Below are 15,067 nucleotides of genomic sequence, written 5' to 3'. Positions count from 1 at the left end.
TATCAGTTGCAGGTTGGCTTGGGCAGCGATTCGAGCCGGGTGAGGCGGTACTCGATGCCGCCGTCGCCTTCCTCGTGGGTGCCGTACAGCTCGATGCCGTTGTCGAGCATCAGGCTGCTCATCTCGTATGCCGCCTCGCCGGTCTGGCCCTTGGGCTCGGCCTCGAAGAAGGCGCCGCGATAATAGATGCGCGCGCGATTCTCCCCCAGCGACTCGGCGCCCTCGGGGAGCTTGAAATCGGCGAGGCGCTTGGGCACGCGGCCGATCACCAGGTTCACCGACTGCGGCGGCTTCACTTTCTCGCCATAGAAGAACAGGGTATCGAAACCGCCATCCTCGGCCTTGGCGTGCTGGATGGTGGCGCGGGTCAGGGCGTTGGGGAAGAGCGTGCCCGTGGGCAGCGCGACCGACTGGCCTTCCGGCTCGCTGAACAGCGACTGGCCGCGGCCCTCGTCGTCGAGGGTCGCGTCACCGCGCAGCAGGCTGGTCTGCTTCCCGTTGGCCGCACTGTGATGCTCGAAGCGCAGCTTCCGGCCGTCGCGGCTCTCGGTCATCGTCGACGTTTGCTCGCTCACGACCGAACCCTTGTTGCCCTCGACCTCGAGCCGCATGCGCTGGTTGATGACGTAGCCCTCGCAGGTCTGCTTGAGTTCGAAGGCATAGGTGCCGGGCGGGCCCATGCCGGGCTTGCCCTTCTCGAGCATCGAGACGGAATAGACGGCACGATGGGGCTGCAGGTCCTGGGCTGCGGCCGGAAGGGCGAGGCTCGCCGCCAGGATGGCGACCGTCAAAAGGCGTGTTATCAGCATTTCGGCCTCGGCAATGCTTGGATCTGGAGCAGGCGCGCGTCCACGGCAAAGTCACCGTAGTCGAGCAACATCGAGCGGGCGATACCATTGGCGAGCAAATCGAGCGCCAACTCATACTCCGGCTGCGCACCCTGATCGCCATTGGCGAAGAAGGCAAACCGCACGCCCCACGCAGGTTGGCGCAGCAGCGCGGTATCGCCGCGAACCGCCGGTGTGCCCGCCGGCGGCCGCGGCGGCTTGCCGATCACCGCATTGACCTGGAACGCGCCGTCGAGCCGGGCGCCGTCGAACACCTTGTACGACACCGACTTATCACGAGCCCGCGCGTGCTTGATGACCAGCGCGAGATGCGTGGTCGGAAACAGCGTGCCGGCCGGAAGCTCGAAGCTTCGGGGTTCGGGCAGGGTGAAGCTCGCGCGGCCCTTGCCGCCGATGCCTTCGAGGTCGGCCTGGCCGCGCAATTCCTCGTCGACCTCGTCGTTCTGCGCATTGCGGACGCTGAAGCGCAGCTCCAACCCGTCCTTCGATTCGTAGCTGGTAAAATTCGAGTCGGTTTCGAATTCCTCACCGTCATTGCGCAGGAAGGTGAGCTTGATGCGCTGCTTGACCGCCCAGCCCTCGCACGATTCGACAGTCTCCAGCACCATGTTGCCGTTGACCTCGACGATACCGCTGTTGGGTCGCGCGACCGAGAGCTTCATCTCGTAGGTTGCACGGTGCGGCGCCAGCACGACCTCGGCCGCCAGCGCCTGGGCGGTCTGCTGCTGGGCGCCGGCGTGGTCACTTATCCACAGCACCAGCACGAGAACGGCGCAGACGGCGGCGAGGAAGGCCGTTGGTTGGGTGCGAGACCGGCGAAAACTATAGCTGGGCAAAGGACAAATGGCTGGGGGCTAGGCCTTGTAGCCGAATGCCTTAGAGTAATATCCATACCTGCCGATTTCCAGAAACATCCGCTGCGTCAGTGCTGCACAGGGGGATACCGACCATGACCGACCGCAAACCGCGAGTGCTCGCAACCCGGCTCTTCCCGGAGGATGTCGAGACGCGGCTGACCGCCAACTTCGATGCCAGGCTCAACCCCCAGGACAAGCTCTATGACGGCCCGGCACTGGCCAAGGCGGCCGAAGGCTTCGACGCCATCATGTGCGCGGCCGGCGATGCGCTGAGCGCCGCGACGATCGCCGCCCTTCCCGACTCGGTGCGCATGATCGCCACCTTCTCGGTCGGCTACGAGCACGTCGACGTGGCGGCTGCAGCCAAACGGGACATCATCGTCAGCAACACGCCCGACGTGCTGACCGACGCGACGGCCGACATCGCCATGCTCTGCCTTCTCGGCGCCGCCCGCCGCGCGCACGAGGGCACCACCATGCTGCGCACCCACAGCTGGATCGGCTGGGAGCCGCGCCAGCTGATGGGTGTGCATGTCACCGGCCGGCGACTCGGCATCCTCGGCATGGGCCGGATCGGCCAGGCGATGGCCGACCGCGCCCGCGCGTTTCGCATGACCATCCACTACAGCAACCGCTCGCGCCTTCCGCCCGATATCGAGAAAGGCGCGGTGTTCCACGCCAATCCCGACGACATGCTGCCTCATTGCGACTTCCTGTCGATCAATGCGCCGATGACGCCGGCGACGCGCAAATGGGTGAATGCCGAGCGTATCGCCCGGCTGCCCAGGGGTGCCGTGGTGGTCAACACGGCGCGCGGCGGCGTGGTCGACGACGAGGCGCTGATTACGGCGCTCAAGAGCGGCCACCTGTTCGCCGCCGGCCTCGACGTGTTCGACGGCGAGCCGAAGATCCACCCGGGATACTACGAGTTGGAGAACGCGTTCCTGCTGCCCCACATGGGCTCGGCGACGGTCGACACACGCAACGCAATGGGCTTCAAGGCGCTCGACAATCTCGAGGCCTTCCTGCTCAGGGGACAGACGCCGCCTGACCTGGTGAAGCCTTTCTGACCGGCTTGGCGCGGGCGTGAGCCTTCGCCTTCCTGGTCTTGGCCGGCTTTTCGGGAGAGGCCTTGGGCGTCACGGCTGGTGACGGAGGCGCCACATCGGCGACGACCGCGGGCGCGGCCCCGACCGGAGCAGTCGCTGCCGCTTCGGTTGGCGCAGCCTTGTAGGTCTCTTCGGTCCAGCTTGCGGCCGGGGCACTGTCCGGTGCGCGCAACGGCGGGGCGTAGCTGACGCCGTCCTCGCTCGGCTGCCGAGTAGACTGGTCGTAATCGACCTTGTAGGGGTCGTGATCGTCCTCGCGCTCCCGGCAAACCTTCTCGCTGCGGAACACGCGCCAGAAAGCGCAATCCTTCTTGGACACCATGGAAGCCAAGTGATCGGTCGTGCTCTTGCCGGTCTCCGCGTAAGACACACCGTCGGCACCATAGCTCACCACGGTCACCGCTGCCGGGGCGCAAGCTCCGGTCAGGAGTGGCAGCCCGAACGCCAAGGACAAAGCAATCCGAGGGAAGCTCATTTTCTTCCTCAGGAAATTCCCATAACTCCTTGAACTATAAGAGTGATCGGCCAGTCAGTCCAGAGCGCACAGCGCGCATTCGACAATCAATGGACCGCGAATCCTTACGCGCCTTTGGTCATCACCGCGTAGGGATGCACGCGGTCCAATGAAATAAGAGCCTGCCCCGACTACTCTTTCTTGCCGGGCGGAAGCCGCACACCGATATGCAGCTCGCGCAGCTTCTCGGCCGGCACCTCGGCCGGGGCGTCCATCATCAGGTCGACCGCCTGCTGGTTCATCGGAAAGGTGATGACCTCGCGGATGTTCGGCTCGTCGGCCAGCAGCATGACGATGCGGTCCACGCCAGGTGCCGCGCCACCGTGCGGTGGGGCGCCGAACTTGAACGCATTCAGCATGCCGCCGAAACGCAGCTCGACCTCTTGCTTGCTGTACCCGGCGATGCCGAAGGCCTTGTACATGATCTCCGGCTTATGGTTTCGGATCGCGCCCGAGCAGAGTTCGATGCCGTTGCAGACGATATCGTACTGCCACGCCTTGATGGTCAGAGGATCCTGGGTCTCCAGCGCTTCCAGCCCACCCTGCGGCATCGAGAACGGGTTGTGGCTGAAGTCGATCTTCTTGGCCTTGTCGTCATACTCGAACATCGGGAAGTCGACGATCCAGCAGAAGGCAAACTCGCCCTCCGCGATCACCCCCAGCTCCTGGCCGATCTTCGTGCGCGCGAAGCCTGCAAATTTCCAGGCTGCCTCGGGCTGGTCGGCGATGAAGAACACCGAGTCGCCGTCCTCGGCGCCGGTCAGCGCCTTGAGCCTGGCCAGGCGGTCGTCGGCCACGAACTTGGCGATCGGCCCCTTCCCTGCCCCGCCTTCCAGCGAGATGTAGCCCAGTCCCGGCTTGCCCTCGCCTTGCGCCCACGAGTTCAGCTTGTCGAAGAAGCTGCGCGGCTGGCCGGCCGCCTTGGGCGCCCGGATTGCGCGCACAACGCCGCCCTTGGCGACGATCCCGGCGAAGACCTTGAAGTCGGAGCCCGCGAAAACCTCGCCAACATCGTGGATGCGAAGCGGGTTGCGCAGGTCGGGCTTGTCTGTGCCGTAGGTCAGCAACGCCTCGGCGTAAGGAATGCGGGGAAACGGGAACCCGGTCACCTTGCGGGGCGTCTCGCGGTTGAAGCCCGCGAATTCCTGGAACACGCCGCCCAGCACCGGCTCGATTGCTGCGAACACGTCCTCCTGGGTGACGAAGCTCATCTCGAAATCGAGCTGGTAGAATTCGCCCGGCGCTCTATCGGCTCGCGCGTCTTCATCGCGAAAGCAAGGCGCGATCTGGAAATAGCGGTCGAAGCCCGACACCATCAGCAGCTGCTTGAACATCTGCGGCGCCTGCGGCAGGGCGTAGAACTTGCCCGGATGCAGCCGGCTCGGGACCAGGTAGGAGCGCGCGCCCTCGGGCGAGTCGGCCGTCAGGATCGGCGTCTGGAACTCGGTGAAGCCCTGCTCGATCATCCGCCGCCGCAGCGAGGCGATCACCTGGCTGCGCAGGATGATGTTGCGGTGCAGCTTGTCCTTGCGCAGGTCGAGGAAGCGGTACTTCAGCCGCAGCTCCTCCGGCGTGGTGTCGTTCTCCTGGTAGACCGGGATCGGCAGCGGCTCGGCCATCGACTGCACGACCATCTCGGCCGCATCGAGCTCGATCTCGCCGGTCGCCAGGCGCGGGTTCACCGTCGCCTTGTCGCGCGCCACGACCTTGCCGGTCACCGTGATCACGCTCTCGTTCCGAACCGCTTCCGCCGATGTGAAAACCGGGCTGGAGGAGTCGACGACCACTTGCGTCACGCCATAGTGATCGCGCAGGTCGATGAACAGCAGGTTGCCGTGGTCGCGCTTGCGCTGGACCCAGCCCGACAGACGGGCCTCCTGGCCGACATGCTCCGGCCGGAGCTGGCCGCACGTATGGGTTCGGTAAACGGAAGACATCACGGATTTTCCGGGTTGGACGGGGCGGCAAAAGGCACGGATTGTTCCGGCAAGTCAAGGGATTGGGGCCTTTCCGCTTGCGGCGACTTTGCGTGGGGCGACTTGCCCGCTATAGAGCAGTCCAATGAATCTGATCACCACGACCGATGACCTGGCAGCATTCTGCAAGCCTTTGGCGAATGCCGAGTTCATCGCGGTCGACACCGAATTCATGCGCGAGCGCACCTACTGGCCCAGGCTCTGCCTCGCCCAGGTGGCGGGCCCGGAGGAAGCTGCGGCGATCGACGCGCTGGCGGAAGGCATCGACCTGTCCCCTCTCGACGAGCTGATGGCCAACCCCAACGTCCTCAAGGTCTTCCACGCCGCCCGGCAGGACCTGGAGATCTTCTATCTCCGCATGAACAGGGTGCCGGCGCCGCTGTTCGACACCCAGGTGGCGGCGATGGTGTGCGGCCACGGTGAGGCCGCCTCCTACGAATCGCTGGCGACCAAGCTCGCCAAGGCGCGCATCGACAAGTCGAGCCGCTTCACCGACTGGAGCCGCAGGCCGCTCAGCGAGCGCCAGATCACCTACGCCCTCAGCGACGTCACCCACCTGCGCGTGGTCTACGAGAAGCTCAGGCACCAACTCGAAAAGAGCGGCCGGCTGAGCTGGATCGCCGAGGAGATGTCGGTCCTGAACGACCCGGCGACCTATCGCGCCGACCCCGAGCTGGCCTGGCGGCGGCTGAAACCGCGCGGCGCCTCGCCCCGCCTGCTCGGCGTCCTCAAGGAGGTCGCCGCCTGGCGCGAGCGCACGGCCCAGCGCATCGACATCCCCCGCCAGCGCCTGCTGCGCGACGAGCAGCTGCTGGAGATCGCGAGCCATTCGCCCAAGACGATCGAGGAGCTGGCGCTGACCCGCGGGCTGGGCCGCGGCTTCGCCGAAGGCTGGCAGGGCCGCGAGATCATGGAGGCGATCGAAAGGGCGCGAAACATCCCCGAGTCGGAGCTGCCGACGCGCGACCGGCATCCCGAGCAGCTCCGTGCCCCCGGCGCCGTGGTCGATCTGCTACGCACCCTGCTCCGGCTCAAGGCCGACGAGGCCGGCGTTGCCGCGCGCCTGGTGGCGAACGCCGACGAGCTCGACCGGCTGGCCGCCGGCAAGCGCGATGCGCCCGTGCTCCGCGGCTGGCGTAACGAGGTCTTCGGCAGGGATGCGGTGGATCTGATCGAGGGCCGGCTGGCGTTGGCACTCGACGGCGAGCACGCCAAGCTGCTCCCGGTGACGCCGGGGGCTTGAGCGCCAGGACCGCGACCAATTTGACCCGACCTGGGGCGACACATATGTTTACACAGCATGTCCGACTCGCCCGACAACCTGGTGCTCGCCCTGCTGCGCGACATGCGTGCCAGCCAGCAACGGATGGAAGACAAACTCGATGAGCTTGTCCGTCGGGTCGGCTCGCTCGAATCGAACGTCGCGCAGATCCATGTCGATTTGGCAGCCCATTCAGTTCGCATGGACCGAATGGACCAGCGGCTCGACCGCATAGAGAAGCGGCTCAACCTGATCGACGCCTGACAGGGCGCTGCTAAGCCGTCACGATCACGGCCTTCAGGTCAAACGCCTCGGCCGCGCTCTCCAGGCGGCGGGCGGTGACCTCTCCCAGGCTGCGCTTGAGGTCGGGCGGCACGACCAGCGAGAGTTCGCGCTCGCGGCGGCGGAGCTGGACCCGCGGCAGCAGGCCGGGCGCCCCGCCGGACAGGTTGTAGGCGAGCCGCAGGCAGGCGCCGAGCCGGCGCGCGAAGGTCCGGCTCTTGTTGTCGGACAGGCGCATCGCGGTGTCGAGCATCGCCGCCTTGAGGTCGCTCTTGTAGCGGTAGGCCATCGTCATCGCGAGGACGGCGCGGTCGCGATGGCTCATCCCCGGCGCAGGCAGATGAAGCACGCGAACATAGGCCTGCTCGGCGCGATAGTCGGGATGGTCGTTCCACGAGATGTCGCTCAGGTGACAGGCGGCGGTACGCAGGAGGCGCTCGGCCTCGGTCTCGCCGGCGAAGATCGGCGTCAGCCAGTCGAATATCTCCGACGGCGAGAGGTCGAAGCGGCGCCAGTCCGCGCCCTGCTCCTCGGCGAAGGCAATCAGCGGATGGCGCGCGCGCTCGGTCTCGCTGAGACGCTGGTAGTAGAAGCCTTCGCGCAGGCCGAAAGCGGAGAACACCACGTTGCGCGGCTTCAGCGCCGCCAGCAGCCGGTCGAGCGCCAGGCAGGCGAGCGGCAGGGTATCGACACGACGACGCGAGACGCCCGGCATCTTCTCCAGCGACTTGGCGCTCTGCACCGCGATCAGCCGCGCCACGGCACGCGCCTCTTCGGCGGGAATGTCGTAGTGGTGGATTATGTGCAGCGGATAGCCTGCCTGCTCCATGTGCAGGCGGGCGAAGGAACGCCAGGCGCCGCCCACGGCGTAGAAAATCATTGGTCGACTGCCGGCAAGCGCGATGCGCCCGCGCTCCTGGGCTGGCGCAACGAGGTCGCCGGCAAGGACGCGGTGGACCTGATCGAGGGGCCGGCTGGCTCTCGCGCTCGAGGGCGAGCACGCCAAGCTGCTGCCGGTGACGGAGGGGGGCATAGCCTCCCCAACTCGCTACCTGCGGATCATCTCGCGAATCTTGAGCGCGAGCCCATCGAGTGCAAACGGCTTGGTCACCATCTCCATGCCGGGCTCGAGGAACGGCGCGTGGCCCGTCGCATGCTCGGCATAGCCGGTGACGAACAGGATCTTGAGGTCCGGCCGGTGCCGGCGGGCGATCTCGGCGATCTGCCGACCGTTCAAGCCTGGAAGACCGACGTCCGTGATCAATAGATCCAGGGGCGTGTTGGAGGTCAGCATGGGCAGCGCCGCCTGGCCGTCGCTCGCCTCGATGCAGGCATAGCCCAGCTCGCGCAGCACGTCGGAGATGATGAGGCGCACGGCTGAATCGTCTTCGATAACCAGTACGGTCTCGCCGGCGCCGATTGCCACTTCGCGCGCCGGCCCAACGGTCCGCGCCTCAACGCCGCCCTGGTACAGCGGCAGGTACAACCTGAACGTCGTGCCCCTGCCCTCGGCGCTTTCGATCCGCACATGGCCGCGCGACTGCTTGGCGAAGCCGTAGATCATCGACAGGCCGAGCCCGGTGCCCTGCCCGATCGGCTTGGTAGTGAAAAACGGCTCGAAGACCTTCTTGAGGGTCTCGTCGGACATGCCCGTGCCGGTGTCGCCGACGCAGACCACGACGTAGTCGCCGGCTTCGATCTCCTCCTGTCCGAAGCGCTTGTTGTCCGTCAGGATCTCGCGCGTCGTGACGATCGACAGAGTGCCGCCCTTGGGCATCGCGTCGCGGGCGTTGATCGCCAGATTGAGGATCGCATTCTCGAGCTGATGGGCGTCCGTGAGGGCCGTCCAGCCTTCGGGATCGAGGTGGACCGAAAGCCTGATCGCCTCGCCCAGGGTCCGCCTCAGCAACTCCTCCATGCCGCGGATCAGCTGATTGACATCGACCGCCTTGGGGTCGAGCGGCTGGCGCCGGGCGAAGGCCAGCAGCCGATGGGTCAGCGAGGCGGCGCGATTGGCGGCACCGATGGCGCCGTCCATGAAGCTCTGCACGTCGTCGTAGCGGCCGGCCCGGATGCGGCGCTTCAGGACCTCCATCGAGCCGATGATGGCGGTCAGCATGTTGTTGAAGTCGTGCGCGATGCCGCCGGTGAGCTGGCCTATCGCCTCCATCTTCTGCGAATGGCGCAGGGCGTCCTCGGCCTTGCGCAGCGCCTCCTCCGCTTCGCGCTCGGCCGTGACGTCGCGGCCCACCGCCTGCAGCAGGTCGTCCGCGGCAACGGCGCTCCATTCGATGCGGCGGCTTTCGCCGCTCGCCGTCCGCATGCCGAGCTCGACGAGCTTGGGCGCGGTGCCGCGCGACAGGGCGTGCAGTTCCGACTGCAGCCGGGCGCGCTCGTTGGGAACGACGAAGTCCAGGACGTTGGCGCCCAGCAGTTCCGCCTCCTTCCAGCCCAGGAGCTGCGTCCAGGCCGGATTGATCGAGCTGATCGTTCCGTCGAGGCCGGCGACCATCATCACGTCGGTCGACAGCGTCCACATGCGCGTGCGGTCGGCGGTGCTCTGGGCGACCCGGCGTTCGAGGGTCTGGTTCAACCGGCGCAGCGCTTCGACCGCCATGCGCCGCTCGTTGACGTCGCGCAGGATGGCGGTGACGAAGATTCGTCCCTCGCTCTGCCAACTCGAGGCCGACGCCTCGAGGTAGCTCGACGAGCCGTTCTTGCGTTGCGCCGTGAGCTCGATCGGGCGGCTGAGGTTCTTGCCGCCCAGAATGCGCCCGAAGGCCTTGTCCCATTCGGCCGTATCCTGGAGCAGGAGGCCCATCGACTGCCCGATCAGCCCTTCCGGCGAGTAGCCGAATTCCCGCGCGGCAGCGGGATTGGCGGACTGGATCTTGCCGTCGGCGTCGAGCGTCAGGATCGCGTCGGGCGCGCTGCCCACCACGGCGTCGTAGCGGGCATTCTGGCGCTCGCGCAGCACGCGTTCCCGACCCGCCATGACGGTGACATCGACGACCTGAAGCAGGCATTGCAGCGTGGGACGGCGTCCAACGGCGCGGACGGAAATGTCATGGATGAGCGGCTGGCCCGCTCGTGTGCGCAGCGGAAACGCCGCTGGATGAAGCGAATGGGTGATCAGGCTCGAGGCACCCAGTTCCAGCGCATGAGCGATCGCCGATCGCAGGCGCGGCGGTGCGCCGGGAAAGATTTCCTCGATGCGACGCCCCCTCGCGTCAGCGTCGGCGGTGCCGCTGGCGTTCTCCATCCACACATTCCAGCCCACGACCCGCCGTTCGCCGTCGAGCAGGATGAGCCCGACATCGATCACGTCGTACAAGGGGCCGCGGAGTTCGCGCTCAGGAGCGGTCATGCGAGGGTATCGTCCCTCAGGCCGTCCGCTCGATGAATTCGTCGAGCAGGACCTGAAGGGCGGCGATCGACGGCATATCCATCAGCAAGGCGATATAGCCCCGGATGTCACGCTGCCGCATGGCGAAGTTGATGTAGAGAAACATCACGACCTCGCCTGCCTCGGGCGGCGGGGCGAGATTGAAGAATATGGACGGCTCGCCGCGCAGAATCTCGGGCAGCGACATCTTGAGATTGCGCTGGAGCATGTTGGCCATGGTGGCCAAGCAGCCGTTGAGGATGATGTTGCCGATCTCGGCCAGCGCCTCATGCTCGAGCTCGATGATTTCCTCGAGCGGCAGCTCGCCACCGGTGACGGCGCGCACCAGCTCGAGGCTCTTGGTGTCGGGAAAGATCAGCAGCGCTCGGCCGGTGACATCGCCCTCGAAGATCTGGTGGATGCCGACCAGATTGGCCGGCTCGCTCGCGCCAAGGGTGGCGATGGCGCTTTCGCGATTCACCAACGTCACCTTCGGCACCGACAGATGGACCTGCTCGCCCACCATCTCGCGCAATCCGGCCGCGGCCCGGTTGACGCCGATATTGACCATCTCGGTCAAGGCGTCGAGCTGCAACTCGTTCAGGATCGTGGCCACCTAGGGGCTCTTGGACAGGCGATTGGTTGCGTCCGTGGCAAAATCGACAAGCGCCTTCGCCGTCAGCGGCTTCTGCAGGAAGGTCGCGCCGACTTCGCGTGCCCGCGTCACGACTTCGACCTGATGGTTGGCCGAGATGACGGCGAGCGGCATGGCGGGCAAGAGCGCCAGCATCTCCGCCGCGAGCTGGAGTCCGTCCCGGCCAGGCATGTTATAGTCGATGATTGCCATGTCGCAGGCACCCGCCTTCGCATGAGCCAGGGCTTCGTCGGCGTTGGCCGCCTCGACCCGCGTCCAGTCCGGATGCAGGGCGGACAGGGCCTTGGCCACCGCCATGCGCGCGAGCTTGCTGTCATCGACGACGAGAACCCGATAACCCATTGGTATTGCTTTCTCCTCCGCCGTGGGTCGGCACGGCCTCAAAGTACCATCATAATGCCGCGAGCAAGCAGCGGGAATGCAACGCTCGAGCCTCCCGCAGGTTTCGAAATTTCCGCAACCTTTTCTAGCTGCCCGCGTAGCGGAAAATTTCGCTGAGATCGAGCACGATCAGGACCCGGCCATCGCCCAGCAGGGTCGTGCCGTCGATCCCCGGAATCCCAGCCAGAAGACCCACCGGTGCCTTGAGCATGATGTCCAGCCGGTCCCCCAGCCGATCGACCTCCAAGCCACCGAGCTGCCCGGCGACCGACACGATCAACACGTTGGCCTCGGCGCCGGAAGCGCGCGCCTCGTGCCCCAGGGCGTGACCGAGATCGATGACCGGAACCGTTCGGTTGCGCAGCACCAGCGCCTGTGCGGCACCGATCGACGCGATGGCGGCGCGCGCGACCCTCACCGTCTCGACCACCGCCTCCATCGGCACGCCGAAGACCTGACCGGCTGCCTCTACCGTAAGCACCTGGGTCATCATGACCGTAAACGGCAGGCTGAGGCGCACGACAGTGCCTAGCGCTGGACGGCTCGACACCGAGACCCGTCCGCCCAGGCGTTCGATCGCCGTCCGCACGGCATCCATCCCGACGCCGCGTCCCGACAGGTCGGTGACCTGAGAGGCCGTCGAGAAGCCGGGGGCAAAAATGAGCTCGACGACCTCGTCATCGGACAGGGCGTCGAGGCGCGCTGCCGGCGCGACATTCCGCGCCTGCGCGACCTCCCGGACCCGGGCGACGTCGATGCCGCGGCCATCGTCCTCGACGTCGACCACGATCCTGTCGCCCTGCCGTGCAGCGCGGAGCCGGACCGTCGCTGTCGGAGGCTTGCCCGCGGCCCGGCGTTCGTCGGGCCCTTCGATGCCGTGGTCGAGCGCGTTGCGCAGGACATGAATCAGCGGCTCGACGATTGCCTCGACGATGCTCTTGTCGGCCTCCGTCGCCGCGCCCTCGATCAAGAGGTGGACGGGCTTGCCGACCGACGCGGCCATCTCGCGGACGAGGCGCGGGAAGCGCTGGAAGGCGCGCTGCAGCGGCAGGACGCGGAGACTGAACACCGACTGCTGCAGCTCGGCGACCAGGCGCCCGAGCATCAGGTGCTGGTTCTTCAGCGCGACAGCGAGCTGGCGCGCATCGCCCCCTTCCTGAGCCAGTTGCGCGGAATGGCCGATGGCGTTCTTGGCAATCAGCAGCTCGCCGGTCAGCCTGACCAGCCTCTCGATCCGTTCGACATCGATCCTCAGGGTCGTGTCGGATGCCTGGGCCGGGAGCGTGCCCGGCGCCTCGGGCTCCTGCTCCGCCAGGCCGCTCAGGATCCGGTCGATCGCAGCCGCCATCGACGGCGCGTCACCGGCCAGCAGGCTGGTCTGCAGCAGGCTTTCGAGGTCGGTCGTGTCGAGGCCCTGATGCCGCAGCACATTCGCCGCCACCCGGCCGGCCGAGCCCAGCCGGCCCGCGGCGCCCTCCGCCGAGGGCTCGGCGAGAAGGAGCTTTTGCGCCTCGAGAAGCTCTCGGCTGATGCTCGACAAGGCCGCCGCACCCCCTGCCGGGCGCGCATCCGGTCGAATCGGCTTTGCGCCGGAGGCGCCAAGCGCGGTGAAGCGCCGGACGAGATCGTCCGCTGCCCCTTCGGCGCCCTCGGGAATTTCTCCGCTCGCCTGCATCCGGTCGATCCAGGTCCCGACCTGATCCAGACAGCCGAGACAGAGATCGATGAGGGGCGCCGTTACCGGCGCGACACCCGACCGGACGGCAGAAAGAGCGTCCTCGGCAGCGTGCAGCGCCCGGCCCATCGCGACGAAATCGACGATGCCGGCAGCGCCCTTCAGCGTGTGAAAGGCGCGGAACGCACTGTCGAGACGTTCCTTGTCGTCGGGCCGCTCCTCGAGCGCAAGGAGGTCGTCGTTGCCCTGGGCGACGAGCTCGCGCCCTTCGATCACGAATTGTTCGACGAACTCATTCATGCCGGCAGCCCGCACATGATCGAGACATGCTCGACCAGCCGCTCCTGGCTGACCGGCTTGACGAGATAGAAGTTGGCACCCGCTTTGCGCGCCGCAGCGGCGTCCTGAGCGGCCGCCTCGGTGCTGATAACCAGGGCCGGCAGCGAGGAGACCGCCGCCGCTTGCCGGCGCAGCACCTTCAGGAACGTGAGTCCATCCATCTGCGGCATGTTCACGTCGACGACGATCAGGTCGTAGGCTCCGCCCAGAACTTTCTCCAGTGCCTCGACGCCGTTCAGCGCCTCGTCGACCTCGAAGCCGGCACGCTCCAGCGCGTCGCGGTAGAAGCGGCGGATCAGGTTGGCGTCGTCGACCACAAGGATTCGCTTGCCCGCCGGTTCAGCCATGCATGCCTCCCTGGGGCCGTTGGTAGACGATAGCATCCGCGAACCGGCGCACCTCGAAAATCGGGGATATGCGGCTCATGGATTCGGTATGGCCGAGGCAAATGAAGCCGCCTGGCGCCAGGCACTCGAACAGATTCTCCGCCGCCAGCCGCCGGGACGCGTCATCGAAGTAGATCAGCACGTTGCGGCAGAAGATGACATCGAAGATGCCGTGCCGGCGGGTTTCCGCCGTATCCACGAGATTGGCCGTGGTGAACTGCACGGATTGACGAATCTCCTCGACGATGCGCCAGCGATCCTTGCCGCTGGACACGAAGTACTTTCCGATCAGCGCCGGCGTCAGGCGCATCAAGGCGCGCTGGCCGAAGTCGCCCTGGCGCGCCGCCGTCACGCATTCGGTGTCGATATCCGAACCGATGATCTCGATGTCCTGGACATCGACCTCCGGCCAGTTCTCGAGCAGCCACAGGGCGATCGAATAGGGTTCTTCTCCCGTCGAGCACGGCACCGACCAGATGCGCAGCGCCTCCCCCGGCCGTTTCACCCGAACCCGCTCGTTCAGCAGGTCGGACGACAGGCAGCGGAGCTGATGCTCCTCGCGATAGAAATAGGTTTCGTTGACCGTGAAGGCGTTGATGAACTTCTCGATCTCGCCATCGGCGTCGCTGCGCAAATAGGCAAAGTACGTCGTGAAGGAGGAAATCTCGAGAGCGGTCATGCGCTCCGTGATGCGGCGCTGCACATAATAGCGCTTGGCCTCGGTGAAGAGCATTCCGCTGCGCCGGTAGAGGAAGTCGCAGATCTTGCGGAACTCCTCTTCTGAAGCGCCGGGCAACTCGGTCACGGGCTTCCGATGCGGTCGGTCGCCACCTTGATGCTGAAGGCCAAGAAGGAATCGTCGGCGAACCGCTCGGCGCAACGTGTTAGGGCCGGCAGGGCCTCGGGCCGGCCGATCTCCGCCAACACTTCGACCGCCGCCGCCGCCACGTTCTTCTCGGTCTCCCGGACGAGCAGGTCGCTCAGCAGCCGGTTGGCTTCACTCTCGGGCATGCCCCTCGCGAGCTCGCAGCTCAACAGACGCACATCGGCATCGGGGTCGGCCAGCAGGCGGGCGACATGGGGGCGGCTCGCCTCGGGCATGGCACGCAGGGCGTCCAAGGCAGCAGCGCGCAAGCTGGCATCTTCGGACCGGATGAAAGGCACCACGGCGGTTGCGCTTTCCGCCGTGCCGGCGCGGGCGAGACCGGTGAAGATCGCCTCGAGGACACGCGGATCGCGTTCCTGCGTAAGCGCTGCGGCCAGCAGGGCGATACTGCCGGGCTGCGCGGCCGCCGCACGCACCGCCGCCCAACGCTGATCGCTCGTGCCTTCCGTGAGCGAGGCCGGCGTGGCTGCGGATGGTTCGGAGGGCGGCGAAGGCCGGCGGATCAGCGGCATG

Annotated in this window: 15 protein-coding genes; 3 read left to right on the top strand and 12 right to left on the bottom strand. The window is 66.5% G+C overall.

Features of this window, described 5'->3' with window-relative positions; all coding sequences use genetic code 11:
• Window positions 1-2 precede the first annotated feature (2 nt).
• The gene (locus ACQY8M_RS23035; protein ID WP_428660225.1) at window positions 3-809 is read right to left on the bottom strand and encodes an EipB family protein; all 807 of its coding nucleotides are present in this window, start codon (window positions 807-809) and stop codon (window positions 3-5) included.
• Entirely contained in the window at window positions 803-1,606 is an 804-nt protein-coding gene (locus ACQY8M_RS23030; RefSeq protein ID WP_428660223.1) for an EipB family protein, read from the bottom strand. Before ACQY8M_RS23030 ends, ACQY8M_RS23035 begins: the two co-directional genes overlap by 7 nt.
• A 191-nt stretch (window positions 1,607-1,797) precedes the next feature.
• On the opposite strand from ACQY8M_RS23030, the gene ACQY8M_RS23025 reads away from it, so the two are divergent.
• Window positions 1,798-2,775, top strand: coding sequence for a 2-hydroxyacid dehydrogenase (locus ACQY8M_RS23025; protein ID WP_428660220.1), 978 nt, complete (start codon window positions 1,798-1,800; stop codon window positions 2,773-2,775).
• Here the strand turns inward: ACQY8M_RS23025 and ACQY8M_RS23020 are convergent.
• Window positions 2,735-3,289: a hypothetical protein gene (locus ACQY8M_RS23020; protein ID WP_428660217.1), complete on the bottom strand. Its 555-nt coding sequence runs from the start codon at window positions 3,287-3,289 to the stop codon at window positions 2,735-2,737. The genes ACQY8M_RS23025 and ACQY8M_RS23020 overlap by 41 nt on opposite strands.
• A 170-nt stretch (window positions 3,290-3,459) precedes the next feature.
• The gene (aspS, locus tag ACQY8M_RS23015; RefSeq protein WP_428675453.1) at window positions 3,460-5,265 is read right to left on the bottom strand and encodes an aspartate--tRNA ligase; all 1,806 of its coding nucleotides are present in this window, start codon (window positions 5,263-5,265) and stop codon (window positions 3,460-3,462) included.
• Window positions 5,266-5,389: 124 nt separating this feature from the next.
• Between aspS and rnd the strand changes: the two genes are divergently transcribed.
• Together rnd and ACQY8M_RS23005 are read left to right on the top strand one after the other, a co-directional pair.
• Window positions 5,390-6,547 carry a ribonuclease D gene (gene rnd, locus ACQY8M_RS23010; protein ID WP_428660215.1) on the top strand — a complete coding sequence of 386 codons (1,158 nt, stop codon included), beginning with the start codon at window positions 5,390-5,392 and terminating at the stop codon, window positions 6,545-6,547.
• A 57-nt stretch (window positions 6,548-6,604) separates the two neighbouring features.
• The gene (locus tag ACQY8M_RS23005; protein WP_428660212.1) at window positions 6,605-6,829 is read left to right on the top strand and encodes a hypothetical protein; all 225 of its coding nucleotides are present in this window, start codon (window positions 6,605-6,607) and stop codon (window positions 6,827-6,829) included.
• A gap of 10 nt (window positions 6,830-6,839) precedes the next feature.
• Here ACQY8M_RS23005 and ACQY8M_RS23000 read toward each other — a convergent pair whose 3' ends face one another.
• From ACQY8M_RS23000 to ACQY8M_RS22965, 8 genes are all read right to left on the bottom strand, one after another.
• A complete protein-coding gene (locus ACQY8M_RS23000; protein ID WP_428660210.1) occupies window positions 6,840-7,727 on the bottom strand; it encodes a hypothetical protein in 888 nt (295 codons plus the stop codon).
• Between the two features lie 168 nt (window positions 7,728-7,895).
• On the bottom strand, window positions 7,896-10,214 hold the full coding sequence (locus tag ACQY8M_RS22995) for a PAS domain S-box protein (protein ID WP_428660207.1): 2,319 nt from the start codon (window positions 10,212-10,214) through the stop codon (window positions 7,896-7,898).
• A gap of 16 nt (window positions 10,215-10,230) precedes the next feature.
• The gene (locus ACQY8M_RS22990; RefSeq protein ID WP_428675451.1) at window positions 10,231-10,803 is read right to left on the bottom strand and encodes a chemotaxis protein CheX; all 573 of its coding nucleotides are present in this window, start codon (window positions 10,801-10,803) and stop codon (window positions 10,231-10,233) included.
• Window positions 10,804-10,848: 45 nt separating this feature from the next.
• Window positions 10,849-11,229 (bottom strand): response regulator transcription factor, encoded by a 381-nt coding sequence (locus ACQY8M_RS22985; protein WP_428660204.1) that lies wholly within the window; start codon window positions 11,227-11,229, stop codon window positions 10,849-10,851.
• A 124-nt stretch (window positions 11,230-11,353) separates the two neighbouring features.
• Entirely contained in the window at window positions 11,354-13,243 is a 1,890-nt protein-coding gene (locus ACQY8M_RS22980; RefSeq protein WP_428660202.1) for a chemotaxis protein CheA, read from the bottom strand.
• Entirely contained in the window at window positions 13,240-13,629 is a 390-nt protein-coding gene (locus tag ACQY8M_RS22975; protein ID WP_428660199.1) for a response regulator, read from the bottom strand. The genes ACQY8M_RS22980 and ACQY8M_RS22975 overlap by 4 nt, the downstream gene beginning before the upstream one ends.
• Entirely contained in the window at window positions 13,622-14,473 is an 852-nt protein-coding gene (locus ACQY8M_RS22970; RefSeq protein WP_428660197.1) for a CheR family methyltransferase, read from the bottom strand. The genes ACQY8M_RS22975 and ACQY8M_RS22970 overlap by 8 nt, the downstream gene beginning before the upstream one ends.
• Window positions 14,470-15,066 carry a HEAT repeat domain-containing protein gene (locus ACQY8M_RS22965; RefSeq protein ID WP_428660194.1) on the bottom strand — a complete coding sequence of 199 codons (597 nt, stop codon included), beginning with the start codon at window positions 15,064-15,066 and terminating at the stop codon, window positions 14,470-14,472. The genes ACQY8M_RS22970 and ACQY8M_RS22965 overlap by 4 nt, the downstream gene beginning before the upstream one ends.
• Between the last annotated feature and the right edge of the window lies 1 nt (window position 15,067).

Source organism: Reyranella sp. (assembly GCF_965279465.1).
Lineage (GTDB): Bacteria > Pseudomonadota > Alphaproteobacteria > Reyranellales > Reyranellaceae > Reyranella.
This window is presented reverse-complemented; position numbering and strand designations above follow the sequence as displayed.